The sequence below is a fragment of the Pseudomonas sp. DWP3-1-3b3 genome, from assembly GCF_049896305.1.
GTDB classification, from domain to species: Bacteria; Pseudomonadota; Gammaproteobacteria; order Pseudomonadales; family Pseudomonadaceae; genus Aquipseudomonas; species Aquipseudomonas azotoformans_A.
Map to the genome: position 1 here is coordinate 17,582 of NZ_JAFCUA010000018.1, position 25,565 is coordinate 43,146.

General features: G+C 59.5%; 23 protein-coding genes. 14 read left to right on the forward strand and 9 right to left on the reverse strand.

The window, feature by feature from the left end; genetic code table 11:
* Positions 1–65: 65 nt before the first annotated feature.
* A complete protein-coding gene (locus tag ACP7BX_RS30025; protein WP_426130236.1) occupies positions 66–1,691 on the reverse strand; it encodes a methyl-accepting chemotaxis protein in 1,626 nt (541 codons plus the stop codon).
* A gap of 235 nt (positions 1,692–1,926) precedes the next feature.
* Between ACP7BX_RS30025 and ACP7BX_RS30030 the strand changes: the two genes are divergently transcribed.
* The 3 genes from ACP7BX_RS30030 to ACP7BX_RS30040 are packed head-to-tail and all read left to right on the forward strand — an operon-like array spanning position 1,927 to position 4,385.
* On the forward strand, positions 1,927–3,354 hold the full coding sequence (locus ACP7BX_RS30030) for a nucleobase:cation symporter-2 family protein (RefSeq protein ID WP_426130234.1): 1,428 nt from the start codon (positions 1,927–1,929) through the stop codon (positions 3,352–3,354).
* 12 nt (positions 3,355–3,366) lie between these two features.
* Positions 3,367–3,828: an LEA type 2 family protein gene (locus ACP7BX_RS30035; RefSeq protein ID WP_426130232.1), complete on the forward strand. Its 462-nt coding sequence runs from the start codon at positions 3,367–3,369 to the stop codon at positions 3,826–3,828.
* 5 nt (positions 3,829–3,833) lie between these two features.
* Positions 3,834–4,385 (forward strand): GNAT family N-acetyltransferase, encoded by a 552-nt coding sequence (locus ACP7BX_RS30040; protein ID WP_426130230.1) that lies wholly within the window; start codon positions 3,834–3,836, stop codon positions 4,383–4,385.
* A gap of 126 nt (positions 4,386–4,511) precedes the next feature.
* Here ACP7BX_RS30040 and ACP7BX_RS30045 read toward each other — a convergent pair whose 3' ends face one another.
* On the reverse strand, positions 4,512–5,438 hold the full coding sequence (locus tag ACP7BX_RS30045) for a carbon-nitrogen hydrolase family protein (protein WP_426130228.1): 927 nt from the start codon (positions 5,436–5,438) through the stop codon (positions 4,512–4,514).
* Positions 5,439–5,519: 81 nt separating this feature from the next.
* Here ACP7BX_RS30045 and ACP7BX_RS30050 point away from each other — a divergent pair, with 81 nt between their 5' ends.
* Entirely contained in the window at positions 5,520–6,413 is an 894-nt protein-coding gene (locus ACP7BX_RS30050; RefSeq protein ID WP_426130226.1) for a LysR substrate-binding domain-containing protein, read from the forward strand.
* On the opposite strand, the gene ACP7BX_RS30055 is transcribed toward ACP7BX_RS30050, so the two are convergent.
* Complete coding sequence (locus tag ACP7BX_RS30055; RefSeq protein WP_426130224.1) at positions 6,406–6,660, reverse strand: hypothetical protein; 255 nt, start codon at positions 6,658–6,660, stop codon at positions 6,406–6,408. The genes ACP7BX_RS30050 and ACP7BX_RS30055 overlap by 8 nt on opposite strands.
* A gap of 163 nt (positions 6,661–6,823) precedes the next feature.
* Between ACP7BX_RS30055 and ACP7BX_RS30060 the strand changes: the two genes are divergently transcribed.
* A complete protein-coding gene (locus ACP7BX_RS30060; RefSeq protein ID WP_269133925.1) occupies positions 6,824–7,144 on the forward strand; it encodes a DUF883 family protein in 321 nt (106 codons plus the stop codon).
* 34 nt (positions 7,145–7,178) lie between these two features.
* On the opposite strand, the gene ACP7BX_RS30065 is transcribed toward ACP7BX_RS30060, so the two are convergent.
* Complete coding sequence (locus tag ACP7BX_RS30065) at positions 7,179–8,216, reverse strand: Ldh family oxidoreductase (protein ID WP_269133924.1); 1,038 nt, start codon at positions 8,214–8,216, stop codon at positions 7,179–7,181.
* A gap of 440 nt (positions 8,217–8,656) precedes the next feature.
* Here ACP7BX_RS30065 and ACP7BX_RS30070 point away from each other — a divergent pair, with 440 nt between their 5' ends.
* Positions 8,657–13,594 (forward strand): dermonecrotic toxin domain-containing protein, encoded by a 4,938-nt coding sequence (locus tag ACP7BX_RS30070; RefSeq protein ID WP_426161322.1) that lies wholly within the window; start codon positions 8,657–8,659, stop codon positions 13,592–13,594.
* 19 nt (positions 13,595–13,613) lie between these two features.
* On the opposite strand, the gene ACP7BX_RS30075 is transcribed toward ACP7BX_RS30070, so the two are convergent.
* Positions 13,614–13,883: a PepSY domain-containing protein gene (locus ACP7BX_RS30075; RefSeq protein WP_033900369.1), complete on the reverse strand. Its 270-nt coding sequence runs from the start codon at positions 13,881–13,883 to the stop codon at positions 13,614–13,616.
* 142 nt (positions 13,884–14,025) lie between these two features.
* On the opposite strand from ACP7BX_RS30075, the gene ACP7BX_RS30080 reads away from it, so the two are divergent.
* The 7 genes from ACP7BX_RS30080 to ACP7BX_RS30110 all read left to right on the forward strand — a co-directional run bounded on the left by ACP7BX_RS30080 (position 14,026) and on the right by ACP7BX_RS30110 (position 20,047).
* The gene (locus ACP7BX_RS30080; protein ID WP_426130219.1) at positions 14,026–15,021 is read left to right on the forward strand and encodes a FecR family protein; all 996 of its coding nucleotides are present in this window, start codon (positions 14,026–14,028) and stop codon (positions 15,019–15,021) included.
* Positions 15,022–15,351: 330 nt separating this feature from the next.
* Positions 15,352–15,810, forward strand: coding sequence for a hypothetical protein (locus tag ACP7BX_RS30085; RefSeq protein WP_426130217.1), 459 nt, complete (start codon positions 15,352–15,354; stop codon positions 15,808–15,810).
* Positions 15,807–16,358 (forward strand): adhesin, encoded by a 552-nt coding sequence (locus tag ACP7BX_RS30090; protein WP_426130215.1) that lies wholly within the window; start codon positions 15,807–15,809, stop codon positions 16,356–16,358. The genes ACP7BX_RS30085 and ACP7BX_RS30090 overlap by 4 nt, the downstream gene beginning before the upstream one ends.
* Before the next feature lie 67 nt (positions 16,359–16,425).
* On the forward strand, positions 16,426–17,166 hold the full coding sequence (locus ACP7BX_RS30095; protein ID WP_426130213.1) for a hypothetical protein: 741 nt from the start codon (positions 16,426–16,428) through the stop codon (positions 17,164–17,166).
* Between the two features lie 61 nt (positions 17,167–17,227).
* Positions 17,228–17,908 (forward strand): C39 family peptidase, encoded by a 681-nt coding sequence (locus tag ACP7BX_RS30100; protein WP_177114218.1) that lies wholly within the window; start codon positions 17,228–17,230, stop codon positions 17,906–17,908.
* A gap of 38 nt (positions 17,909–17,946) precedes the next feature.
* The gene (locus tag ACP7BX_RS30105) at positions 17,947–18,690 is read left to right on the forward strand and encodes a hypothetical protein (RefSeq protein ID WP_426130211.1); all 744 of its coding nucleotides are present in this window, start codon (positions 17,947–17,949) and stop codon (positions 18,688–18,690) included.
* A gap of 49 nt (positions 18,691–18,739) precedes the next feature.
* The gene (locus tag ACP7BX_RS30110; protein WP_061436516.1) at positions 18,740–20,047 is read left to right on the forward strand and encodes a transporter; all 1,308 of its coding nucleotides are present in this window, start codon (positions 18,740–18,742) and stop codon (positions 20,045–20,047) included.
* Positions 20,048–20,111: 64 nt separating this feature from the next.
* Here ACP7BX_RS30110 and ACP7BX_RS30115 read toward each other — a convergent pair whose 3' ends face one another.
* Positions 20,112–21,437: a sigma-54 dependent transcriptional regulator gene (locus ACP7BX_RS30115; protein ID WP_016979412.1), complete on the reverse strand. Its 1,326-nt coding sequence runs from the start codon at positions 21,435–21,437 to the stop codon at positions 20,112–20,114.
* Between the two features lie 342 nt (positions 21,438–21,779).
* Here ACP7BX_RS30115 and ACP7BX_RS30120 point away from each other — a divergent pair, with 342 nt between their 5' ends.
* Positions 21,780–22,040, forward strand: coding sequence for a hypothetical protein (locus ACP7BX_RS30120; RefSeq protein WP_033897462.1), 261 nt, complete (start codon positions 21,780–21,782; stop codon positions 22,038–22,040).
* 67 nt (positions 22,041–22,107) lie between these two features.
* On the opposite strand, the gene ACP7BX_RS30125 is transcribed toward ACP7BX_RS30120, so the two are convergent.
* The 3 genes from ACP7BX_RS30125 to gnd are packed head-to-tail and all read right to left on the reverse strand — an operon-like array spanning position 22,108 to position 25,432.
* Positions 22,108–22,932: an HAD family hydrolase gene (locus tag ACP7BX_RS30125; protein WP_314532082.1), complete on the reverse strand. Its 825-nt coding sequence runs from the start codon at positions 22,930–22,932 to the stop codon at positions 22,108–22,110.
* Positions 22,929–24,452, reverse strand: coding sequence for a glucose-6-phosphate dehydrogenase (gene zwf, locus ACP7BX_RS30130; RefSeq protein WP_426130208.1), 1,524 nt, complete (start codon positions 24,450–24,452; stop codon positions 22,929–22,931). The genes ACP7BX_RS30125 and zwf overlap by 4 nt, the downstream gene beginning before the upstream one ends.
* Positions 24,449–25,432: a phosphogluconate dehydrogenase (NAD(+)-dependent, decarboxylating) gene (gene gnd, locus ACP7BX_RS30135; protein WP_314532078.1), complete on the reverse strand. Its 984-nt coding sequence runs from the start codon at positions 25,430–25,432 to the stop codon at positions 24,449–24,451. Before gnd ends, zwf begins: the two co-directional genes overlap by 4 nt.
* Positions 25,433–25,565 lie beyond the last annotated feature (133 nt).

The window sequence follows — 25,565 nt, forward strand, 5'->3', positions numbered from 1 at the left end:
TAGTGAGCGAGCTTGCCTCGCGCGGGGCAAGCCCGCTCACTACAAAGAGCAGGTTCCTGACGCATTCAGATCACAAACCGCGCCACCATCCCATTCAAATCCACCGCCAGGCGCGACAGTTCATGACTGGCCGCGCTGGTCTGGTTGGCCCCCGCCGCCGACTGGGTCGCCAGGTCGCGGATGTTGACCAGGTTGCGGTCCACTTCGCGGGAGACCTGGGCCTGTTCTTCCGACGCACTGGCGATCACCAGGTTGCGTTCGTTGATCAGGCTGATGGATTGGGTGATCTGCTCCAGGGCCACACCGGCGGCGCGGGCCATTTCCAGGGTGTCCTGGGTGCGCTGGTTGCTCTGCTGCATCGATTGCACGGCTTCACCGGTGCCGTTCTGGATGCCGGCGACCATTTTCTCGATCTCCTGGGTCGACTGCGCGGTGCGATGGGCCAGTGCGCGCACTTCGTCGGCCACCACCGCAAAACCTCGCCCGGCTTCACCGGCACGCGCCGCCTCGATGGCGGCGTTGAGCGCCAGCAGGTTGGTCTGCTCGGCAATCGCGCGGATCACATCCAGCACTTTGCCGATATCGCGGCCTTGGGTGGCCAGGCCTTCGATCATCGCGGCGGTGTTTTGTACGTCCTGGGTCATGGTCTGGATCGCACCGACGGTTTCCACCACGCGGTCACGGCCTTCACGGGCGGCCTGGTTGGACTGGGTCGAGGCCTCAGAGGTGGAGACCGCATTGCGCGCCACTTCTTCCACCGCCGCCGTCATCTCGTTGACCGCAGTGGCGGCCTGGTCGATTTCGTTGTTCTGTTGTTGCAGGCCTTTGGAGGCCTCTTCGGTGACCGCGCTCAACTCTTCCGCCGCTGAAGCCAGCTGCGTCGCAGAGCCGGCAATGTGCTGGATGGTCTGGCGCAGGTTGGCCTGCATCGCGGCCAGGGCGCCGAGCAGGCGGGCGGGTTCGTCCTTGCCGTCGTCTTCGATGGTTTTGCTCAGGTTACCGCTGGCGATGGTTTGCGCGACGTCCACGGCTTTGCGCAGCGGCGTGACGATGCTGCGCGTCAACAACCAGGCCAACAGCACGGTCAGCAGCGCGGCAGCGACAGAGACCGCAATCACGCCCGTGATGGCGCCGTCGTAACTTTGCCCGGCTTCAGCGTCGGCGGTCTTGGCATCCGCCGCGTTGATGGCGATGAGCTTATTCAACTGCTCACCCATCTGGTCAGTGCCGTCCTTGATGCGCGTGTTGATCAAGGCACGCATGTCATCGAGGTTGCCCTGCCTGGACAGTGCCAGCATGTCGGCCTGGGCCTTGAAGTAGTTATCCAGGGTGACCACAAACGTCTTGTAAAGCGCAGTCTCCTCCGGGCCGGCAGGCAGCGCAGCGTACGTGGCCTGTGCCGTCTTGACCTTGTCGGCGAGCACGCCCATGCGCGTCTCGGCTTCTTGCAGGCTGGCAGGCTCACGGTTGATCAACACACGGAACGACAGGATACGCAGGCGCAGTACGTTTTCCGTGATAACGCCCAGCGACGTCACGCTGGGCACCTGGTTGGCACTCATGTCCACCGAAGACTGCCGGATCTGCGTCATGCGGTTGACCGCAAACACCCCCAATAGAATCACTAACAATGCAATGAACGCGAAACCGAGAAACGCTCGTGGGGCAATATTCAGTTGACGGAGGGACATAGGGGGAGCTCTCAGAAGTAGTGTTTGCGAGCGTCCCTGCCGCGAAACGATCAGTCGGCGTCAACGCGCCGTTCTGACCTTTGGTCACCACTGTTATCGTTGGTATGTGGGCCTATCCTCGATATCGGCAGGGCCTGGGGTTTCCCACAGGTCCTCCATAAATATTTTTTTACACTTCTGACGACCGGCAGTTTCTGGCATCCTGCGCCTCCATTTTCTGACCCGAGCCCGTATTTTGTCTGACGCTCAAGCCCCCCGCCCGCGCTATAAATCCGACCTGATCTACGGCCTGGAAGACCGCCCCCACTTCACCGCCGCGATTTTTGCCGCGCTGCAGCATGTGCTGGCGAGTTTTGTCGGGATCATCACGCCCACGCTGATCGTCGGCGGCGTGCTGGGCCTGGAAAGCGAAGTGCCGTATCTGGTGAGCATGGCGCTGTTTGTGTCGGGGCTCGGCACCTTTGTGCAGGCGCGCAAGTTCGGCCCGATCGGGTCAGGGCTGCTGTGCCTGCAGGGCACCAGCTTTTCCTTTATCAGCGTGATTCTCAGTGCGGGTTTCATGGTCAAGGCGCGTGGTGGCGGCACCGATGAGATTCTCTCGACGATCTTTGGTATCTGCTTTTTCGCCGCGTTTATCGAGGTGGTGCTGAGCCAGTTCATCGGCAAGCTGCGCATGCTGATCACCCCGGTGGTCACCGGCACCATCATTACCCTGATGGGCTTGTCACTGATCAAGGTCGCGGTCACCGACATGGCCGGCGGCTATGGCGCTCAGGACCTCGGCGCGGCCGCCAACATGGGCCTGGCGGCCTTGGTGCTGCTGACCATCGTCGTCCTCAACCGCTTCAGCAACCCGTTCCTGCGCCTGGGCTCCATCGTCATCGGCCTGTCCCTTGGCTTCGTGGTGGCTTGGCTGATGGGTCGCGTGGACATGGCCGCATTGCCCCAGGTGCCCTTGATCAGTGTGCCGGTGCCGTTCAAATACGGGTTTTCGTTCGACTGGGTGGCGTTTATCCCGGTGGCGGTGATCTTCCTGATTTCGCCGTTGGAAGCGGCCGGTGACTTGACCGCCAACTCGATGATTTCCCAGCAGCCGGTCAAGGGCCCGCTGTATATCAAGCGCATCAAGTCGGGCCTCTTGGCCGACGGTCTCAACTCGGCAATGGCGGCCACTTTCAACAGCCTGCCGATGGTGACCTTTGCCCAGAACAACGGCGTGATCCAGTTGACCGGCGTGGCCAGCCGCTACGTGGCGTACTTCATCGCCGGCCTGCTGGTGCTGCTGGGGCTGTTCCCGATGATCGGCGCGGTGTTGCAACTGATGCCCAAACCGGTACTGGGCGGCGCGACCCTGATCATGTTCGGCACCGTGGCCGTGGCGGGTATCAAGATCCTTACCGAAGCCGGACTGCACCGCCGCAACGTGCTGATCGTGGCGATCTCCCTGGGCATGGGCCTGGGCGTCGTCGCCGTGCCGGAAGTACTGCGCGACCTGCCCAAGGCGTTGCACAACATCTTCGAGTCGCCGATCACTGTGGGGGCTTTCTGTGCAATCCTGCTGAACATTTTCCTGCCGGAAGAGTTCATAGAGCTGGAAGAAGATGAATTTGATCCGGAGTCCTCGACCCTCAAAGTGATGCAGGACCCGGACGTCACGAAATAAGGGACACTTTTTATGCGCAAGCTCATGGTTCTATCGTTACTGCTGCTGACCCTGAGCGCCTGCGCGCTGTTCCCCAACCGCGACCCGGTAAACATCAACGTGGTGGGCATCGAGCCCCTGCAAAGCCAGGACCTGGAAGTGCGCTTCGCCGTGAAACTGCGGGTGCAGAATCCCAATGAAACGGCGATCGACTACAACGGCGTGGCCCTGGACCTGGAGGTCAATGGCCGCCCGTTGGCGTCGGGAGTGAGTGATCAGGCCGGGAGCATCCCGCGCTTTTCCGAGACTGTCCTGATGGTTCCCGTCAGCGTTTCGGCATTTTCCGTGTTGCGTCAGACCCTGGGCCTGAGCCAGACCCAGAGTTTGAACAACCTGCCCTACGTGTTGCGCGGCAAATTGGCGGGTGGGCTGTTTGGCACGATGCGCTTTGTCGACCGTGGCACACTGGACCTGCCGAAAACCGCCACCTGGTAAACGCCATGCAACCCACCTTGTTCACCGAACGCCTGATCCTGCGCCCACTGACCCTGGATGACGCCGAGGGCATCCAGCAGCAGTTCCCCCATTGGGATGTGGTGCGTTACCTCAACGCCCTGGTACCCTGGCCCTACCCGGCAGACGGCGCCCTTGACTACTTGCAACACGTCGCTCTGCCGGCCATGGCGCGAGGCGAGGAATGGCACTGGTCGATCCGCCTGAAACGCGCGCCCGAGCAGTTGATCGGTAATGTCAGCTTGATGGATGAACTGGATAACAACCGCGGGTTCTGGCTTGGCCCGCAGTGGCAGGGGCAAGGCTTGATGCGCGAGGCCAGTGCGGCGGTGACTGACTATTGGTTTGGCGTGCTGGAGCGGCGGGTGTTGCGGGTGCCCAAGGCGGCGCCCAATCTGGGGTCGCGGAGGATTTCCGAGCGTGAGGGGATGCGGTTGATCAGGACGGATGAAGGCGAGTTTGTTGAAGGCACCTTCCCACGGGACATTTGGGAAATGACACGTGCAGAGTGGCTGAAATCCAAATCTCCCAGCCGATGAAAACCAATGTGGGAGCTGGCTTGCCTGCGATAGCAGTGTGTCAGCTTGCACATCCGAGGCTGATGCTCCGCTATCGCAGCGATGCGGCGGCCCGACAAGCCAGCTCCCACATTTTTAATCCCTGCTTCAGTCAGTGATGAAGCGGACTCCGGGCTTTTCGCGTTCGTCTACGACCAATTCAAATACATCCGGCCGGGCGTAGTGCCCCACCACGTCATAGTCATACCGCGCCCGCACCAACTCGTCGGTATCGATCTGCGCGGTCAACAACCCCGCCTCGCCCAGCAACGGCCCGGCCAATACATCGCCCATCGGCCCGATAATCACACTGCCACCGGCAATCAACGGCCTTTGCGCCGGCCAATTAGCCACTTCCACGCCCAGCGCCTCGGGCGACGCCTGCACCTGGCACGCACTCACCACAAAGCAACGTCCTTCATGGGCCACATGGCGCATGCTCACCTGCCACATTTCGCGCTCGTCCACCGTCGGCGCGCACCACACCTCGACGCCCTTGGCGTACATCGCGGTGCGCAGCAACGGCATCATGTTTTCCCAGCACACGGCGCCGCCGACACGCCCCACAGCCGTATCGATCACCGGCAGGGTTGAACCGTCGCCCTTGCCCCAGATCAGCCGTTCGGTGCCGGTGGGCATCAATTTGCGGTGCTTGGTCACCAGCCCGCCCGCCGGCTCGAAATAAAGGACCGTGCAATACAGCGTGCTACCGCTGCGCTCGATCACACCCAGAACCAGGCTGGCGCCGGTGCGCGCCGACAACCCGGCCAGCGCCTGCGTTTCGGGGCCTGGCACATCGATAGCATTGGCAAAATAGCGGGCAAAGGCTTCACGCCCTTCCGGCAGGCGATAACCCAGCTGCGTGCCGAACCCTTCGCCCTTGGGATAGCCACCGAGCAACGCCTCCGGCATGACCACCAATTGCGCACCGCTACGGGCAATTTCGTCTTCATAACCCAGTATTTGCGCCAGGGTTTCAGCCTTGCCGCCAGACAAGGAACCGATTTGCAACGCGGCCACAGTGGAAACAGGCATCAGGATTACTCCAAAGTCAGGGGTTGCCCATTCTCCCGCCAGCCTCGATCATGAATAAAGCCCACTTCAGTGCTGAATGATATGAGCCAAATCAATATCGCCCAGGTCGATCTCAACCTGCTGAAAACCTTCGAAGCTTTACATGACGAGTCCAGCGCCAGCCGGGCCGCCTTGCGCCTGGGCGTGACGCAATCGGCCATCAGCGCGGGGTTGCGGCGCTTGCGCGAGGTGTATGGCGATCAATTGTTCGTGCGCACCGGGCGCGGCCTGGCGCCGACCTTGCGGGCCAACCAATTGAAACCGCTGATCAGTGAGGCACTGGATCGCTGTCGGCAGAGCCTGGCCATGGTCGACCCGAACAATCAGCACTATCAGGGGCGCTCCGTAGTGCTGGGGCTGTCGGATGATTTCGAAATTGCCTACGGTCGCCGGCTGATCGAGGCCATCGCTCAACGTGCGCCGAAACTGCGGGTGATCTTCCGTCAGACCCACAGCCAGATCGTCGCAGGCGCCCTGCTCGACCGCACCCTGGACCTGGCGATCACCGCCGGAGGTTTTGCCCACGGCCGACTGAGCCGCCATGTGCTGGGAGCAGGCGATTATCGCTGCCTGGTGGACTCGGACCAGGCCAGCATCAGCCTGGCCGAGTTCGTCACACGCGAGCATGTGCTGGTGTCGTCCGGTGGGTTTATCGGGATTACCGACGAAGGTTTGGCGGCGCAAGGGTTGAGCCGCCAGGTCTGCGCCTCCACCAGCCACTTCGCCGCGCTGCCCTTTCTGCTCAAGGGCAGCCAGGCCGTGGCGACCATTCCCGGGCATGCGGCCTTGGCTATCGCCGAAATGACGGGCCTGCGGGTACTGCCCTGCCCGCTGGCGCTACCGCGCTACCCGGTGGAGCTGGGCTGGCGCACCCAGGCGCAATTGGACCCACTGTTGCTCAAGGTGCGTGAAGCGATTGTGGCGAGTTTTATTTAGCGGCGACCATCAACTTGTTGACTTCACTGCGCACCATGTTGGAAAACTCCGGCGGCGACATGCCGTCGAGTTCTGCACGTACCCATTCAGCCCATTTGCCCTTGCGCTTGGCGCGCTCGCCGAACAAGCGTGCCGCTTCGCCCTTGGCCTTGCCCAGGTTGGTTTGCCACAGGTCGTAGAGGCGGGACTTTTCATCTTCCAGCTCGGCGCGTTCGGCGAGGGTTTTGTTGGCCAGATTGAAGCTCATGTTGAATTACCTGCTGCACAAATAGGCGACATCTTACACTGTAGGTCGAAAATTCCTGATTCGGATTTTGCGCAAAAGCGCCGGCCGGCAAAAAAACTGCAACTTTTGCCGAGGCCCGACACTCCATTGTTCACTGTCACATTCACCTGCAAGGAGTCACACAATGGCCCGCAAATCTGCCGCCCAAGCCGTCGAAGATCAAATCAAGGATCAAGCGTTCAGTGAACTGACGGCGTTGATCGAAGAATCGGACAAATTGCTCAAAAGCAGCGCCTCCCTGGTGGGCGAAGAAGGCGAAACCCTGCGCGAACAGGTCGCTATCAAACTCAAGCAAGCCCTGGACTCGGTCTCCAGCGTACGCGAACGCAGCAAGCCGGTGGTGGATGCCACCGAAACCTATATCGGTGGCCACCCTTGGCAGACCGTGGCGATTTCCGCTGGTTTTGGCCTGGTGGTCGGCCTGTTGCTGGGTCGTCGCAACTGAGTACAAAAGGCTGCGCCCAGTGCGCAGCCCTTTTTTAGGCGTTTGCCAGGTCGCGCAAGTGCTGTAATTCGTCAGCGTTCACCACTATCCCTTCCTGCTCGGCCCTCGCCCTGGCGCGATGCCGACGATCCCCCGGTAACCGCCGCAACCCCGCCGCATGCATCTGCCGCACCAGCTCCTGGCTGCGCTCGGCAAACACCTGACCGCTGGTTTTGCTGGGGTCGATGACGATCAGCAGTTGGCCAGTCCAAGGCGTACGCGCCCCCGGATGATCGGCCCAATTGAACTCAAACGAGAAGTTGCCTCCCGTCAGTGCCGCTGCCAGTAATTCGACCATCATCGACAACGCCGAGCCCTTGTGCCCGCCAAATGGCAACAGCGCGCCACCCTCGAGAATGGCCTTGGGGTCTTGCGTCGGCTGGCCCAAGCCATCCACGCCCATGCCCGGCGGAAGACGCTCGCCCTTGCGTGCGGCAATCTGCACGTCGCCATGGGCGATGGCACTGGTGGCCAGGTCGAACACAATGGGCAAGCCGTCGGCGCGGGGTGCGGCGAAGGCAATCGGGTTAGTGCCAAACAACGGACGGTCGGCGCCATGGGGCACCACGCAGGTCATGCTGTTGACCACGCTCAACGCCACCAACCCTTGTTCAGCGAAGGGCTCGACGTCTGGCCACAAGGCCGCAAAGTGATGGGAGTTGTGGATCGCCAACAGCGCAATACCGGCGCTACGGGCTTTTTCCACCAACAATGGTCGGGCAGCTTCCAGCGCCGGCTGGGCAAAGCCATTACCGGCATCCACCCGCAGGAACCCTGACGCAACATCCGTGACCTGGGGGACGGCGCAGCCATTGACCCAGCCACTGGCCAGCGTGCTGATATAGCCAGGAATACGGAAAATGCCGTGGCTGTGGGCGCCGTCACGCTCGGCGCTGGCGCAGTTATTGGCAAGGATGGCCGCCACCTCCGGCGAGGTGCCATGGCGCACGAACACTTGTTGCAGCAAGGCTACCAGCGTACTGAAGCCTATAGAGACACTGGAACCTTCACTGACCTTGGACGGCGTAGACATCTGAAGCTCCGAATTATGATTGGAAGGGGCGACAAGACGAGAAACTAAGCCTGTGATTAAACAACGCGGCCTCGGCATGCTGTCAATCGACTTTGCCGGACCGCTCGTTTTTGCACCAGCTATCTACCGCAACCACAGCCTCGCCGCCGCTTAACGTGATGCTCATTTCCGCGCCAGCCCCCGGTGCAAGCAGAGAGCAGCCCATGACACACGTAAGCCCCCCCTATTTTTTCGATGAGTACCTAGGCTCGACTACAAGAACGCAGCCCACCGACCGAGAGCGTTTACTCGGCTTGACCCTCAAGGATGTCAACTGGCTGGGAACCCTCTTTGTCCCCAGCGATAGTGCGCACCAGGACCGCGACACGCCAATGATCGTGGAAACGCTTCTATTGCAAAGACCCCGCAAGCCCGACATTGCACTGGCCGGAGCGCTCATGATGAGCGCAAGCCCTGAGGGCAAAAAAACCGTGCTGTACACCCCTTACGCCGGAATCGAGGTTTTCGACCAGCGTGACGGTTGCCTGGCAGAGATCACGCGACGCTTGAGAAATCCGTTGTTATGCATTGATTTAAAACATTTTTTATCAATCGAGCAACGCAATGAACTTACCCATGACACCCCCTTTACCCTCACCACTGCCACGATCAAATACGCTGTATTCGAAGCCCAGGAACAAGCCATCAGGGCCAATCAGGCCATGGATCTACAGCGCGTGCTAAAAGAGTTACGCACCCTCCCTAAGCTACCCGAAATGCTCGGCGTAGCGCTTGGCTCCATGGGTATGACGATCCCCGGTATTCGCGGCCTCAATCTTGAAGACACTCGGGTCAACAGCTTCATGCCATCAACGCCGGACAACGATAACGGCGTGCCCCGCTGGATAGGCTCGGCCAGCCTTTTTGAAACCTTTCTTGAGTATTACGCCAAGAACGCATGGCCCGCAGATCGTACACGCACTTTCGTCACCCCCAAGCATGACACCAGCGGTTTTACCGCAGCCCAGCGTAAAAAAGACCTGGCTAACTGGGAGAAGTTGGTTCAGCTAGGCGCCAGTCTCCTGTCTAAATTACTCGGCGCGCAGCTCAATACCTGGTGGAACACACCCATCGATAAAGGTCCTTCGGGTGCGCAACAATCGCGCATGGAGCTGTTCACTCAGGTAATGAGCGACAAACTACGCGCACAAATGCTGTTTATGCGCCAGGCTGGAAGTCACGCGCTGTCCTCGGAGGAGGCTCACCGTCTGCTCGCCGTGTTTCTTCCAGACCAGGCGGCACGAAGCGCTTGGGACAAAAGCTTGCGCTTCGAAAAGATCAGGTTTTACGCGCCCTACCAGCATTATGTGGAGCTCGCCGCCACCCTACTGGTCACTGACAAACATGCCTACCTGTACAGCCAGTCACAGGGCTTGCAAGTGTTCAAGGACGTTGTCGATCTGAACGACACCCTGCTGAGCATGCTCAAGGCCGCCGGGCATAAGGACGAGTTGTCGAACTTCCTGTCCATGGAGGAGCGCAGCGCGTATCTCACCATGCGCGATGCGCAGGTCCGTGGGCAAGCGGTGGAAGGCGGTATATTTGAAGACATGGTCAAGGGGATTTACGACAAGCTCTTGAGCAACCTGGAGCACGCACTCACGGTGTTTCGCCGCAGCAATGGCACCGTGGATTTGACCGCATTGCTCGACAGCTCGCTGGATATACGCCCTATGCTGGACAGTCGCCTGCTGGACCTCGACGCCCAAGGGCGCTGGAGCCTGCATCCGATCAGCAGTGACAATGGCCGGCCTTCGACCGTGCAGGCCGAGCGCGCCAAACTGCAACTGCAGGCCCTGCAAGCCCAGGAAAAAACCTTGCTCAAGCATCGGGCCAAGCACCCGACCCTGCGCAGCCTGGCCACGAAGGCTCTGAATGACGAGATGAAAAAACGTTATTTGGGCCTGGATGCCAGCGACGTGTATGTCAATACCTATGCTACCGAAGCGCAGGACAGGGAGGAGCGCCTGCCGGAGTCATCGGTGAATATGGTCGAGCACTTTATCCAACGCCTCGCCAACACCGCCGGACTAATAGGCAGTACGCCACGCATCGGTTTCTACAGCGCCCGTCGCGAAGGCGCGGCATTGAGCTGGAACGCCCTTAACAGCCGCATCTTCAATGACATCATCACGCAAATCACATCCAAGTTCCTGGGACACAATGTCCGAACGCTGCCCCGCCGTTTCCTCAAAACCCACGCTGACGAGATGGTCAAAGGCTTGATGCTCGGGTTGCGTAGCGAGGCAGACCTTCGGTTGCTCAACCACACCCTGAGCCCGGCCCACTATGCGATCCTTGATACAGTATTACGCGCCGACAGCATGACCCGCGACAACCGCCATGGACTGCAAGGGTTCTTGCCGGACGCGTTTGAAGTGACGGTGACCATCAATGACCACGACACCCCTAAGGCCCTGGCTAACTGCTTCGTGTTGACGGAACGCGGCGGCCTTGACCCGCAGCTCTCGGGCAAGGTGGTCTTGTGGACGCCTCAATACGGCCATGAACCCTTCGACTCGCTGACCGCCCTGCGCGCGACACTTACACAGCGCCTGAAGCAATCCACCCGGCGCGCTGGGTTGTTGCATAACCTGCCTATCAGCCTTCGCCCTCCCCATCAGCGCTACCAACTGGGGCCCCTGCGCCGTATCGACAGTCATTTGCTGCTCAATCGCCAGTACAGCAACCTGGACAACCACCTGGACGCTATCGATAACTGGCTCGCCATGCCGCTGGGACCGACGCAATTGCAGGACCGCCTGGACGAAGAAATGGGCCAGACGGCACCGTCAAACATCGGCAGGGCCAAGGCGATCGCCAATGCCATCATTCAACAGCAAAGCCTGCCTGCGTGGCTGGGCATGGCCTCGGCCGCAGACCAACTGCTGCATGCCGAGTTGCTTGAGCAATACCGCGTCAGCGCCCCTGACAACCAGGATTACCTGCACGGCCTGCCGACCTTGCGCGAACATGTCGCTGAGGCCTTGAAACCCCTGCTCAAGGCCCATTTCCCGAACGACGTGCTAGACCCGGAAAACATCCTGATCCCCGCACGGGTGGTGCTCAATGGGCATACCCAAAGCCTGACCGACTTCGCCTTACGCCACTTGCCTGACCTGCTGCCTGCCAACCTCACCCCCAGCGCACGCGGCACCACCCCATTACCGAAGTCACTGGACGGCAGTGCGATTGTCAATATTGTGCGCCAGTTGGACATTGGCAAAATCTTCCGCAACCTGCTCACCACCCACCTCACCGCCGACACCGACGATGCCCGAAAACGTCGCGATCTGTTCTGCAGTCAACTGCCCTGGCAAGTGCTGCGCCACGCCCACGAAGAGAAACTTGACGGGCGCCTGAGCGCGTCGGCCTGGGGCTTTATCCAGCAGATTTTCGATATGCCGGACGCCGTGGCGCGGGATGCCGTCAGCGGCGCAACCGCAATGATCCGCCCCCTGGAACTGATCGCCAAGCCAGGAGCGACCCCCGCAAAGGCACTCGGCGTGCACGTGATAGGCCCTGCGGCTAACGCCACCGGCCCGTTGGTGCTTTACGCACCGTATGCGCCATTCAACATACTGAAGGAGTATGGCAGCGAGGAAAAACTGCTGGCGGACATCTACACCCCAGGCCCGCTGCAGGAGTGGATCCTCCAACAACTGGGCGGACCGCAGCAGGCGACGTACCGCGATCTGTTCAAACAATCGGCGGGCGAGGAACAAAAAAAAGAAAAACCGAAAGAAGTCACGCTGGCTTCGAATCCAACTCGGGGCAATATCCTGCTGCATATGTTCCAGGACAATGCCGACCAACTACTGAAAATGCTCGCCTGCCAGTTCGAACGTAACGGCAAGGAACAGTGGAGTGCCGTCACCAACCTGTTGCGTAAAGGCCTTCCCATGGCACAGCAATTTGTTGCAGGCAAACTTAAATACCCGATGGTGATATGGAAAAGCTTCAAGCTGTTCTGGGCTTCAGCCAACGCTTTGCAAGATCAGCATTTTGGCGAAGGCTTGCGCACGTTTATCCAGGGCGTGGCGACGCTGGCATCGTTGCGCCACCCTTTAGACGAGCTGCTGCCATCCGCCAGCACGCCTGCAGACCCCGACACAGCAAAGGGCCCTGAACCCGCCACCACCATTGCAACCCTGGACGTCACGGACCCCCTGCGCACGTGGATGCGACGTTTTGAAAACGTGGCGGTGGCACTCAAAGACTTGCGTTTGGATTCAAGCAGCCATGTGTATACCCAACCCGTCGCCCATCGCAGCTATGTGCCAGTGGCGGGCCGGGTCTACCCGGTTGCACGCAGTGGTGAATACTGGCGCGTAAGCCTTCCAACGGAGTTGGGGCCTTTTGTCGAGCGTAACGCCCAAGGCCAATGGGTGTTGGATCTGTCCAAGGGTCACCCACGCTTTGGCCCGGCGTGGTCGCGCATGAAGACCCGGAGAGCCGAGCGCGACTCCATCAATATTGAAGCAGTAGGCATGCCAGCCATTCGTGGCCTGAGCTTTGACAAAGGGCTTGCCATTGACCGGGCGCTCACCGCTGCGCTGTATTACACCAACACCTGCCAACGCAACTTGACATTGTTTGCCCTGCAACGCGATCCCAACTCGAGGGTCGGCCGTTTTCTGACCGAGATGTTTGGCGTGTTCAACTTCAACCCGACGCAAGTCACAAAAATACAAGATCGAATCAAAGAGATCATGGACGGGTTGCTCCAGCCAGACCTGATAAAAATGGACTCAAGCCGATTCGTCTACGGAAAAGCGCGCTCAAGCAGAGATGGCGCAGTCGCATTCACGCTTGACGACGACGCAGAGAAAAAAATCTATTTGATGGAACCTTTTTTCAAGACGGGTACGTTGGTCTACCAGCCATACATTGATGTACCGTTTGACCTTGAAGATCACGCACGAGCAGCCACTCTGATTCATGAGATCAGCCACATTGTTTCGCGCACGGAAGACATTGCCTACTTGAATTCCATGCTCCCGTTCGCGGACCTGATCAATCGCACGACTGCCCAAGGCAAGAGCTTTTACACAAGCCAACATACCCTGCAGACCACCGCACTCTCGGTACTCACACCTGCAACCATGCTGTTCAAGATCAAGAACGAACTCACTGGCGCGTGGGAGGATTTAGGCCAAACCCAAGAGGCCGAAACTCGTAACAAGATACTGCGCCTCACCGGCGCCAGCACGTTGAACGAGGCCAGGCAAACGTTCATGAGCAATGCCGACCGTCGACTGGACATCATCCTGGCCAATGCCGACTCAGTGACCTTTTTGATTACCCATCTGGGCCGGCAGTTGGATCCGGGGGCCTGAACAGGCCCCCGAGGGGGTATCAGTCTTTCTGGTCGCGCAGGATGTTGCCCGACGCACCATCGATACGCGCTTCATACACCGTGCCGTCGGACTTGCGCCCTTTGACTTCCCAATAGCCGTTGTCATCAGCCTCGGCGGCATACACCTCGACATAACCGGCCTTGGTCTTGGCGACTTCAATCGCCTTCTCGATGGTGATCCAGCCCGCCCCCGGTTTATCGGCCAGGGCGGCACCGGCACTGAGCAGTGCGGAAGTTGCACACAGGGCGATTAAGGTTTTCTTCAGCATTTTCGTTCTCCATTGTGGGAATGTCCTGAATCTTTTAGGTATTTCCAAACGAGAATAAGTTCCAATTGATGTGCAATCGCCATGATGGCTGTTCTCGCCACCTACCCCAGGAGGTTAGAATGTGCGAAATCAGGATGAGTTAATGAGCGAAAAGTCCCTTTCAGAAGCCGAATATGACGCCATCACCGACGCCGCCGCGCATTGGTGCATGCGCCTGCACGCGGGTGATTGCACGACGAGTGAGCGTCAGGCTTTTGAACAGTGGCACGACTCCCACCCACTGCATGCCTTTGAATACGCGGCGATGCTGGAGATCTGGGACGTTGCCGACCACCTCCCCCGCCACGAACCCACGCCGGTGGTGGTGCCGCTCAAACCCCGCAGTCGCGTGCGCACCTACGCCGTGGCGGCGGCGATCTGCCTGGTCGCCCTGCCCCTGGCAGCCTTTACAGGTTGGGAAGCCGGTTGGCTGCCCAGTTCCTACGAGCGCTTCGAGGCTGCCAATGGTTTGCGCCAGGTCACCCTGGGTGATGGCAGCCAGGTGGAACTCAACCTGGGCACCGAGTTGGTCTACAGCAACTACAAGGATCAGCGTCGGGTCACGCTGAAAAAGGGCGAAGCGTTTTTCAAAGTCAGCCATGACAGTGCCCATCCCTTTATTGTGCACGCTGGCGCAGGCCAGGTTCGGGTGACGGGTACCCAGTTCAACGTCTGGAAATACGAAGACCAGGTACGGGTGATGCTGCTGGAAGGCTCGGTGCAGATTGCCAGCGACCAGGTCCACGGCAGCGTGCCGCTGACGCCCGGCATGCAGGCCAGTTACCAACAGGGTGATGCCACGCCCCGCGTGCGGACGATCAGCCCTGATGACACCGCCCTGGCCTGGCGCCAGGGCAAACTGATCCTCGACAACCTGGCGTTGGCCGACGCGTTGCCGCTGATCAACCGCTACCTCACCAAACCGGTGATGCTGGCCGACGCGAACACCGGGGCGATCCGCATCGGTGGCATCTACAACATCAGTGAGGTCAACCACCTCATTGCCTCCCTGCCCAAGGTTTTGCCGGTCTATCTGACCCAGAACCAGGACGGCAACCCCGTACTCAACGCCATCCCGCGTAAAACGCCGAAAAGCTGAGCCTCTGCCCCACAGTTGTGGGCTTTGTCATGCCTGAAGTGTCCGTTTTTTTAACACGCCCTTGCCCTGAAGCGCCCACCGTGAGCGCGTTCATCGTTTTGTCACGCACGGTGTTAAGGCGGTGATACAGCCGGGTGAAGCGTTTGCGCAGTGGCTGGGTAGCAGCAAATGAAGGGCGCACTGTTTCACTCCTGAAACAGCGCTGCCATCACTTTGCCCATCAATATCTTCAACCCCTTGAATAATCACACAAAATAAAAAGCGGCACGGCTTCTGCTCTATCCCTTACAGCGCTGTTTAGGGTCAGCGCGAAGAATAAGGAATGCCGCCGTGAATACACTCACTCAAGGTTCGATGAACGTACTGCTGATCAGCTGTGTACTCAGCGCCAGCATCGTGGTTCCGAGCCATGCGGGTGACGGCGTGATCGTCACCGGGCGCGACGTACAGGGACATATGTACGGTCGGTCTTCGTTTGGTCCTGATCCTTACCCCCAGACTGCCAATGCCAATCCAAGCCGAGACATCCTCGGCGCCCTATCGGGCGAACTGAGCGACCGTGACTTCGGCGCCGTCAGCAGCGGCTTGAGCATCACCCGCGCCATCCAGCCCAACGGCAACCTCTCCGGCTTGAGTGCCACCCAAAACGGCATGTCCACATTGGGTGCCGGTGCAGCCGCCAGCCGCTCCGGGGGCAGTGGCAGCATGGGGGGGCAGATCAGCGATTCGATCCAGCGTGGCCTGGCACCCCTGAATAACATCGGCAGCATGATGGGGGGCAAACAATGAACCGCTCCCTGTTCCTTCTCGCCCTTCTCACCAGCGCTTCGGCCATGGCCGACAACACCGCCGTGATCAATAACAGCGGTAAAGACTACCGCGGCAACCTGATGATCAACCAGGCCGCAGGCAACCAGCAGCAAACCGCCAACAACCGCGCCGTCGCGCTGGGTGGCCAGGCGACCACCAGCAATATCCAGAGAATGGACGGCAAGGTCGACCCTTCCCTGAACGCCAAGGCGGCGATCGAGGGCACTTCTTTCAGCAATGGCAACGGCATATTGGGCATCAACCAGTCCGCCGGGGCCAATAACCAATTAGTCAATGCGGTGCGGATCAGCGTCAACCCTGGCCCGCAAAGCATCGACGACAGCGTCCTGTTGCAACAGAACACGACGACGCTGGCAACCGACTCAGGGCTCACCCCCACCACTGGCAGCCGCCAGGTCGTGACAAGCGACCAGGCCTTCACCGGCAGCCGAGGAGTGATTCAGGTGAACCAGAGTGCTGGGGTGGGGAACCGAGTGGCTAACACCCTGGGCATCACTATCAAGTAACGGCTTGGTAGCACGAGTTAGACCGTACCAACACTTAACCAACTAATTAGAAGCAAGGAGAAACACCATGAAACCTCAAATGGCTCTGAAACCAATGGTTTTCGCTCTCGCCGCACTCATGGCTGCTGCTGCTCAAGCAGGTGGCTGGCACCCTGCGCCTCAACCTACCGGCGTGGTTGCCTCGGTGGTTACCGATGTACAAAACAGCATCGGCAACAAATATGACGACACCAAAACTGAAAACAACGCCTCGGCCGATGGTTCGGTCACCTACAACAGCGGTAACACCGGCGTCAACATTCAAGCCGGCAGTGGTAACCAAGCCGACAACTCTGGCGCCATCTCCAGCGCCAAAGGCGACTTTGCTACCGTATTCGCCGTCGTTGATGTGAACCAGAACAGCGGCCTGAACAACTTCGTCAACAAAGGCACGCAAAACAACGCTTCCCTGGATAACTCCGTTAACCGTAACTCCGGCAACGTGGGTTACAACGGCCAGGCCGGTCAAGGCAACCAAGGCAAAAACAACCTGGCAATCACCACGGCTGATGGCAAAAACATCGCAGCGGCGGCCAACACCGAGCAGAACTCGCTCGCCAACAACTACCTCAATACCGCTGCCACCGGGTACGGCCATCATGGCGGCAAACCTCAATACGTTTCGAACAACGCCAGTGCCGACAACTCGATCAACAACAACTCCGGCAACATCGGTGTGAACCTGCAATCCGGTGCCGGCAACCAAGCCAGCAACAGCCTCTCTGTAGGCCAAGGTTGCAGCGTCTGCAGCAGCGGCGTGCGCTTCTGATCCAACGGGGCCTTGGCAACAAGGCCCTTTTTTATTCCAGTGTCCATCAGGTCATTCGATCATGCGCCTCGCGACCCTCACCCTCTTGATGCTGCTCACCGGCCCGACCTGGGCAGGCACCATGGCGATCTCCGCCATGCCTGGCGGTGCAGTCATCTACAAGAAGGTCGAGAGTATCCGTGAACGCAAGTTCGCCAACCTGGTGGAACAGAAAACCGATTTCAGCTGCGGTGCTGCGGCACTCGCCACCATCCTGCGCCAGGGCTATTGGCTCGACGTAGACGAAGACCACATCATCAAAGGCATGCTGGTCAACGCAGACCAGGACCTGGTACGTACCCAGGGTTTTTCCATGCTGGACATGAAGCGCTACCTCGAAAGCATCGGCATGCGTGCCCGGGGCTACAAGATCGGGCCAGATACCCTGGTGACCGTGAAGATCCCTGTAGTGGTACTGCTGGAGATTCGTGGCTACAAGCACTTCGTGGTGTTGCAGCGCGCGGACAAGGACTGGGTGTATATCGGCGACCCGGTGCTGGGCCACAAGCGCTATTCACACGATGACTTCGTCAAAGGTTGGAATGGCATTGTATTCGCCGTGCTGGGTGAAGGTTACGACAAGGCCAACGCCTTGCTCGACCCGCCCACGCCACTGACCGCCAAGAACCAGTTGAATGAGTTCAGGCCCGTAGGCGATGCCGAGCTGATGGACTTCGGTTTCATCCAGAGCGACTTCTTCTAAGAAGCGCAATAAGGGGCAGGACGCTCCAGGAGCAGAAGATGAACACTTCCCGTTGGCTGACGGTCTTGTGTCTGGCAGCCTCAATGCCCGCTTATGCTTCGTCGGGGTTCAAGCCGATCGAACTCAAGGACTCGGAAATGGCCGAGCTGCGCGGTCGTTATGTGATGCCAGGGCGGATTATCAGCTTCGGTATTGTCATGAGCAGCACCTGGACCAATGCCGTGGGCGACACCATTACTGGCAAGGCCAGCATGCAAGTCGATTCCTCCACCATCACGCCACAATTCTACGTACAGACCACGGGCTCTTCCGGTACCGGCACCAATCCAAATACGGGCACCGGTAACGTCAGCGGCGGCGCCGGCCTGGGCACCGGCACAGGCGTGACCCAAAGCGTGCGCGCAGCCGGTGACGGCAACACCGCGTACAACAATGTCGGGATCAACGTCACCGAGAACGGCTTCGCCCCGTCCAACATCGTGCAATCCGGCCAGGTACTGGTCGCCGGCGGCACCGTCACCGGTGACAGCGCAGCAGGTCGCGTGAGTGTGTCGGCCAACAATGGCGGCTTGCAGATGGCGATCCAGGGCAACCACAACCAAGGCAGTAGCCTCCAGCAGATTGGCGGTGGCCAAGTGCTGCAAGGCACCGTGTTGACCGGCGATAGAAACTTCGTCTCCAACATGACCCAGCTCAATGTGGTGATGAACAACGGCCTGAACAACCCGGCGCTGAACTGCAACCTGGATCAACTCAAAGGCCTACGCACTCTCGGTTATTGAACTACGCTGACCCTCGACACTTACGCATTAGAAAAGGACGGCTTATTTCATGCATCGATCGTTATCGCTACGTGCGGTGGTCTGTTTAAGTACGCTCTTGCCCGCATCCCTGTTGTATGCCGCGCCAGACGCCGATATCGAGACCCTCAAACAGGAACTTCTGGAACTCAAGCAGCGGTACGAAGTGCAGCAAAAAGCCTTGGCGGTATTGGAACAACGGGTTCGCCAAGTCGAGGACCAACCGGCGACGCCCGCGCCCAAACGCTTGGCCAAATCCCCGGCAGACTTCCAGAAAGCCAGTGGCGGCGCGACCGTGGCAGGCACAGGCGCTGCGGCCGCATCCGGCGGGGCCGGTGGCGGTGGCAGTTCTTATGGGCAGTCGCTCAAGGACGACTCGGCACCCGCGCAAAGCGTGAGCAACCTCTACAACGAAGCCAGCGGTTTCTTCGGCAACGGCAAGTTCAGCTTTGAAACCGGTATTACCTACGCGCGCTACGATGCACGCCAGCTCACGCTCAACGGTTTCCTGGCACTGGACTCGATCTTCCTCGGTAATATCAACTTGGACAGGATCAAGGCGGATAACTGGACGCTGGACCTGACCGGTCGCTACAACCTCGATAACCGCTGGCAGTTCGATGTAAACGTGCCGGTGGTGTACCGCGAATCGACCTATCAGTCCGGCGGTGCGGGCAACAATGCCAATGCCACCTCGGAAGAGTCGGTGAGCCGCGACCCGACCATCGGCGACGTCAACTTCGGTGTGGCGTACAAATTCCTGGATGAAACCCCCACCCTGCCGGATGCGGTGGTGTCACTACGCGTCAAGGCGCCTACCGGTAAGGAACCGTTCGGCATCAAGTTGGTACGCTCAACCGCCAACGACAACTTGTATGTACCGGAAAACCTGCCGACCGGTAACGGTGTCTGGTCGATCACGCCGGGAATCTCGCTGGTCAAGACGTTCGACCCGGCCGTGCTGTTTGGTTCGTTCTCCTACACCCACAACTTCGAAGAGTCGTTCGATGACATCAGCAGTGACGTCAACCAGAAAGTCGGCGGCAAGGTCAGCCTGGGCGACAGCTTCCAACTGGGCGTCGGTGTTGCCTTCGCACTCAACGAGAAGATGAGTATGTCGTTCTCGGTGTCCGACCTGATCCAGCGTAAAAGCAAGCTCAAGCCCAATGGCGGGGATTGGCAGTCGGTGGTGTCCAGCGATGCCAACGCCGGTTACTTCAACGTGGGCATGACGATTGCGGCATCGGATAACCTGACGATCGTGCCGAACCTGGCTATCGGGATGACGGATGATGCGCCGGACTTTACGTTTAGCCTGAAATTCCCCTACTACTTCTAACCCTCACACAAGGAAAAGCCCCGCAACGATAAGGGTCGTTGCGGGGCTTTTCGGTTTACCCGCCCTAGCGGATCTGGTGTTTGTGCAGCAACCGGTAGAACGTGGGTCGGGAAACCCCCAGTACACGGGCTGCCACACTCAGGTTGTCGCTGTGCCGGTTGAGCACGTCGCACAGCGCCTGGCGTTCGGCGCGGTGCTTATAGTCTTCCAGTGTAGCCATCGGCGGCGAAATTGCCTGTTGGCCGTGTAATCCCAGATCAACGGCTTCTATCTGGCGCCCTTCGGCCAGTACCAGGCCGCGACGGACGCGGTTGGCCAGCTCGCGGACGTTGCCCGGCCAAGCGTGCTCGCCCATGGCAACCAGCGCATCATCACTGAAACTACGCGGGCGGCGGCCGGTTTCCTGACTGTAAAAGCGGGAAAAGTGGTTGGCCAGCATCGCCACGTCGCCATGCCGATCACGCAAAGGCGCGGTGACAACTTGCAGGACATTGAGGCGGTAATACAAATCTTCGCGGAAGGTGCCCTTCTCCACGGCGGCTTCCAGGTCGACGTGAGTCGCGGCCAATACCCGCACATCCACGGGAATCGGCTGGCTGCCGCCGACGCGCTCAATCTGTTTTTCCTGCAGAAACCGCAGCAGGTTGGCCTGCAACTCCATCGGTAGATCGCCGATTTCATCGAGAAACAGTGTGCCGCCGTTGGCCGCTTCGATACGCCCGACCTTGCGCTGATGGGCGCCGGTAAACGCGCCCTTCTCATGACCGAACAATTCGGATTGGATCAAATGTTCAGGAATCGCCCCGCAGTTGATCGCCACAAATGGCTTGGCGTGGCGCTGGGACTGGCGATGCAGGGTCTTGGCCACCAGCTCTTTACCGGTGCCGCTGTCGCCACGGATCAGCACCGGAGATTCGGTGGGTGCAAGCTTGGACAATAACTTGCGCAGTTCGCGGATCGGTCGACTGTCACCCAGCAACTCATGCTCAGGTTCGTCGACCGGCATATGGCCCTTGCCGCGCAGACGTGCCATGCCAAAGGCGCGCCCTAGCGTAACCTGCACGCGGGCAACGTCGAAAGGCAAGGTATGGAAATCGAAAAACCACTCACAGACGAAGTCACCCACGTTCTGCAGGCGCAATACGTCTTGACTGAGTACGGCGATCCACTCGGTGCCGCTGCGGCCGATCAACTCTTTGACCGCTTCCGGACGCTCCAGGTGATAGGGCTGCAGGCGCAGCAGGCCGACATCGCAGGACCGGTCGCCCACGGCCTCCAGGGTACAGCTGTCCACTTCCCACCCGGCGGTGCGCAAACCGGGCAATAGCCCATGGCAGTCGTCACAGGGGTCGACCACGAGCAAGCGACGCTGCACAGGTGTAACAACCATGACTATTCCTTGGCGTCAAAATTGTTAAAGTTATTTAGAAACAACGGTTTGTAACGCCTGGCGCTAACACTAGCAAGGTCTTGACGCGTACCTTGTACCGTTTCGCTATAAGTCCCGGCAAAAACCTACTTCCGCGTATCCTGGCAAAAACTCCAGGCCACACCGAAACTTTCATTCAGCTTTCAAAACAGCCGCTTACATGACGTTAATCACTAAAAGTTGAAAATAGTTGCTCTAACATGTGACCCGTACCCCGCCATCGTGCATCAGTACAAGTAACCCGCCGCACGGTCAGCCCAACCGCCGGCACTCACTTGAATGGGCAATGAGAGAGAACCCCACATGAACGCCCCGCTCCGCATCAACGAAGCTCTTTTGATCGCAGACCGTGCCTTCCAGCCCTTTCAGTGCGTGGCCTGGCATGACGGCAATGGCGCCCTGAGCCTGAGCGTCATCGACCGCACCAACAACCGTATCGGCAGCAAACAACTGTCTTCGAGCGCTTATACCGACCCGGCACAACTGGAAGACCTGCTGTTGCAGGCCCGCGCCGAACTCGATAAAAGTGGCTACCAGTTGCAATCCTGGGCAATGCCGAAGTAATCCAACACGGCAACTTGCGCTTATCGGTTTAGACAGGCGCAAGTTGCCGTGTTAGTACGCGTAACGCTTATTGAGCGGCCAGAATAAACCGCTCGATTGCTTCTGCCGCGCCGTCATCGACATTACTACCGGTGACTACGTTGGCTTGGCGCTTGACGGTTTCTTCCGCCTGGCCCATGGCAATTGACAACCCGGCGACATGAAACATGGCCGGGTCGTTGCCGCCGTCACCGATAGCCGCTGTTTGCTCCATGGGAACGCCAAGGTACGCCGCCAAGGTTTTCAAGGCTTCGCCCTTGTTGGCCAGCATCGCCGTCACATCCAGGTACACCGGCTGTGAACGCGACACCTGAGCCAGCCCCTGCACCTTGGGCTGCAACTGCGCCTCCAGTTCCACCAGCAATTGCGTGTTGTTGCTGGCCGCGACGATTTTATCCACTCGGTCCAGGTAAGGCTCAAAACTCTCTACCACAATCGGCCCGTAGCCCAGGCCATCGGCCTCGCGCTGCACCATCGGCCCTGGCGGGTCGCGGCGCAGCCAGTCGCCATCGGCAAACACCCAGACTTCCACGTCCGGCTCAGCCGAGAACAGCGCCAGGGTCACCAGCGCCGCCTCCGCCGGCAGATGGTGGGCAACCAGGATGCTGCCATCCGGGTTGATCAGCGTGCCGCCGTTAAAACCGGCCACGGGCACATCGATACCAAAGGTTTCGATCAGATGCAGCATGGCCTTGGGCGGGCGCCCGCTGGCCAGGCTGAAAAACACTCCGCTGTCACGCAAGGCCCGCACCGCATCGGCGGTGCGTTGGCTGAGACGGTGATCGGGATGCAGCAAGGTGCCGTCCACGTCACTCAGGATAAAACGGATGGGATGGATCGCGGCATCACTCATCCGAGGCTATGCCAGGTGCGACCATCACGGGCCAGCAGTGCATCGGCGGCGGCCGGGCCATCTTCACCGGCCTTGTAGGCCTGGATCCCGTCGTCTTCCTTCCATGCATCGAGGAATGGCTGCACCGCACGCCAGCCGTTCTCGATGTTGTCCGCGCGCTGGAACAAGGTCTGGTCGCCGGTCATGCAGTCGTAGATCAGGGTTTCGTACCCCGTCGACGGCTGCATCTCGAAGAAGTCCTTGTAGGCAAAACCCAGCTGGATATTGGCCATGTCCAGGGTCGGCCCAGGCTTTTTCGCCAGCAGGTCGAACCACATGCCTTCATTGGGCTGGATCTGGATTTTCAGGTAGGTGGGCTTGAGTTCATCCACCTCGGTATCACGGAACTGCGCGTACGGCGCAGGCTTGAAGCAGATGACGATCTCAGTGTCACGCACACTCATGCGTTTGCCGGTGCGCAGGTAGAACGGCACGCCGACCCAACGCCAGTTGTCGATCATCACCTTGAGGGCGACGAACGTCTCGGTGCTGCTGTCCGGGGCAACGTTGGCTTCTTCGCGGTAACCCGGCAGTTGTTTGCCGCCAATCTCTCCGGCGGTGTACTGACCGCGTACCGAGTTGGCCCGTGCATCTTCCAAGGACCAAGGACGTACCGCACCGATCACCTTGGCCTTTTCACCGCGCACGGCGTCGGCGCCAAAGGCTGCGGGCGGTTCCATGGCCACCATCGCCAGCAACTGGAACAGATGGTTGGGCACCATGTCGCGCAGGGTGCCGGTCTTCTCGAAGAAGTTGCCACGGGTTTCAACGCCGACAGTTTCGGCAGCGGTGATTTGCACGTGGTCAATGTAATGGTTGTTCCAGAACGCTTCGAACAGCACGTTGGAGAAACGGCTGATCAGGATGTTCTGCACCGTTTCCTTGCCCAGGTAATGGTCGATGCGATAGATCTGCTTCTCGCTCATCACCTTGAGCAGGCTGGCGTTCAGTGCTTCGGCGGTGGCCAGGTCGGAGCCGAAGGGCTTCTCGATCACCACGCGACGGAAGCTGTCGTCAGTTTCCGTCAGCAGGCCGGTACTGCCCAGGCGCTGCACCACGTCACTGAAGAAGCGCGGTGCGGTGGCCAGGTAGAACACCGCGTTGCCCGTGCCGCTGTCAGCGATCTTCTTGCCGATGTCGGCGTAGGTGCTGTCGTCGAGGAAATCACCCTCGACGTAGCTGATGCCCTTGGCCAGTTGCGCCCACAGCTCAGGGTCCAGGGCGTTTTCGCCATTACCCCTGACCTTGCTCGCCGCTTCGGTGCGAATGAAGTCTTCGAGTTTCTTGGCGAAATCGGCGTCGCTGATGGCGTTGTGATCAACGCCAACGATGCGCAGGCCATCGCCCAGCAGCCCATCGCGGCTGAGGTTGTACAGCGCCGGCATGAGCAGGCGCTTGACAAGATCACCATGGGCACCAAACAGAAACAGTGTGGTGGGCGGAGCAGGTTCGGCCTTGGGTTTCTTGCCGTTGGCGGTCATTTTTTGGAAGTCTCCACGTGGCCGCCAAAGCCGAAGCGCATGGCAGACAGCATTTTGTCACCGTAAGTGCTCTGCTGACGCGAACGGAAACGTGCGAACAACGAAGTGGACAGCACCGGCACCGGCACGGCTTGTTCCATGGCGGCTTCGATGGTCCAGCGGCCTTCGCCACTGTCGGCCACGGAGCCGGAGTAACCGTCGAGTTTCGGGTCGGTGGCCAGGGCGTCGGCGGTCAGGTCCAGCAACCAGGACGAAACCACGCTGCCACGGCGCCAGACTTCAGCGATATCGGCCACGTTCAGGTCGAAGCGCTGGTCTTCGGGCAGGTTTTCCGAGTTCTTGGTCTTGAGGATGTCAAAACCTTCGGCAAACGCCTGCATCATCCCGTACTCGATGCCGTTGTGGATCATCTTGACGAAGTGCCCGGAACCCGCTGGGCCGGCGTGGATGTAGCCTTGCTCGGCGCGCGAGTCAGCGCTGTCTGAGCGATCCTTGGTGCGCGGGATATTACCCAGGCCTGGGGCGAGGCTCTTGAAGATCGGATCGAGGCGCTGCACGGTCTCGGCGTCGCCACCGATCATCATGCAGTAGCCACGTTCCAGACCCCAGACGCCGCCGGACGTGCCGACGTCAACATAGTGCAGGCCTTTTTCGGCCAGCGCCTTGGCGCGGCGGACGTCGTCCTTATAGTTGGTGTTGCCACCGTCGATGATGGCGTCACCGTCTTCCAGCAGCGTGCTCAATTCATTGATGGTGTCTTCGGTGGGTGCGCCGGCAGGCAGCATCACCCAAACGGTGCGAGGCTTTTGCAGCCCGGCCACCAGTGCCTTGAGGTCGGCAACGCCGGTGGCGCCCTCTTCGCTCAGGCCTTTTACAAAGGCTTCGTTACGGTCGTAAACAACGGTGGTATGCCCATTGAGCATCAGGCGCCGTGCAATATTCCCGCCCATGCGGCCTAGTCCGATAATCCCCAGTTGCATGTGCTGATGCTCCTAACTACTAAAAAAATGTGTGCATAGTTTATAGCGCAATGAGGCCAATGAGGGTTAGTCAGGCGGATATCGATGTAGTTTCATAGAAAAAAGCTGCCACCATTTCACCATCACGACACAA

Bases quoted from the DNA above. Each gene is read 5' to 3' on its own strand.
- ACP7BX_RS30025 (WP_426130236.1), bottom strand. From the start codon at position 1,691: ATGTCCCTCCGTCAACTGAATATTGCCCCACGAGCGTTTCTCGGTTTC.
- ACP7BX_RS30035 (WP_426130232.1), top strand. From the start codon at position 3,367: ATGCGCAAGCTCATGGTTCTATCGTTACTGCTGCTGACCCTGAGCGCC.
- ACP7BX_RS30040 (WP_426130230.1), top strand. From the start codon at position 3,834: ATGCAACCCACCTTGTTCACCGAACGCCTGATCCTGCGCCCACTGACC.
- ACP7BX_RS30045 (WP_426130228.1), bottom strand. From the start codon at position 5,438: ATGCCTGTTTCCACTGTGGCCGCGTTGCAAATCGGTTCCTTGTCTGGC.
- ACP7BX_RS30050 (WP_426130226.1), top strand. From the start codon at position 5,520: ATGAGCCAAATCAATATCGCCCAGGTCGATCTCAACCTGCTGAAAACC.
- ACP7BX_RS30055 (WP_426130224.1), bottom strand. From the start codon at position 6,660: ATGAGCTTCAATCTGGCCAACAAAACCCTCGCCGAACGCGCCGAGCTG.
- ACP7BX_RS30060 (WP_269133925.1), top strand. From the start codon at position 6,824: ATGGCCCGCAAATCTGCCGCCCAAGCCGTCGAAGATCAAATCAAGGAT.
- ACP7BX_RS30065 (WP_269133924.1), bottom strand. From the start codon at position 8,216: ATGTCTACGCCGTCCAAGGTCAGTGAAGGTTCCAGTGTCTCTATAGGC.
- ACP7BX_RS30070 (WP_426161322.1), top strand. From the start codon at position 8,657: ATGAGCGCAAGCCCTGAGGGCAAAAAAACCGTGCTGTACACCCCTTAC.
- ACP7BX_RS30075 (WP_033900369.1), bottom strand. From the start codon at position 13,883: ATGCTGAAGAAAACCTTAATCGCCCTGTGTGCAACTTCCGCACTGCTC.
- ACP7BX_RS30080 (WP_426130219.1), top strand. From the start codon at position 14,026: ATGAGCGAAAAGTCCCTTTCAGAAGCCGAATATGACGCCATCACCGAC.
- ACP7BX_RS30090 (WP_426130215.1), top strand. From the start codon at position 15,807: ATGAACCGCTCCCTGTTCCTTCTCGCCCTTCTCACCAGCGCTTCGGCC.
- ACP7BX_RS30095 (WP_426130213.1), top strand. From the start codon at position 16,426: ATGAAACCTCAAATGGCTCTGAAACCAATGGTTTTCGCTCTCGCCGCA.
- ACP7BX_RS30100 (WP_177114218.1), top strand. From the start codon at position 17,228: ATGCGCCTCGCGACCCTCACCCTCTTGATGCTGCTCACCGGCCCGACC.
- ACP7BX_RS30105 (WP_426130211.1), top strand. From the start codon at position 17,947: ATGAACACTTCCCGTTGGCTGACGGTCTTGTGTCTGGCAGCCTCAATG.
- ACP7BX_RS30110 (WP_061436516.1), top strand. From the start codon at position 18,740: ATGCATCGATCGTTATCGCTACGTGCGGTGGTCTGTTTAAGTACGCTC.
- ACP7BX_RS30115 (WP_016979412.1), bottom strand. From the start codon at position 21,437: ATGGTTGTTACACCTGTGCAGCGTCGCTTGCTCGTGGTCGACCCCTGT.
- ACP7BX_RS30120 (WP_033897462.1), top strand. From the start codon at position 21,780: ATGAACGCCCCGCTCCGCATCAACGAAGCTCTTTTGATCGCAGACCGT.
- ACP7BX_RS30125 (WP_314532082.1), bottom strand. From the start codon at position 22,932: ATGAGTGATGCCGCGATCCATCCCATCCGTTTTATCCTGAGTGACGTG.
- zwf (WP_426130208.1), bottom strand. From the start codon at position 24,452: ATGACCGCCAACGGCAAGAAACCCAAGGCCGAACCTGCTCCGCCCACC.
- gnd (WP_314532078.1), bottom strand. From the start codon at position 25,432: ATGCAACTGGGGATTATCGGACTAGGCCGCATGGGCGGGAATATTGCA.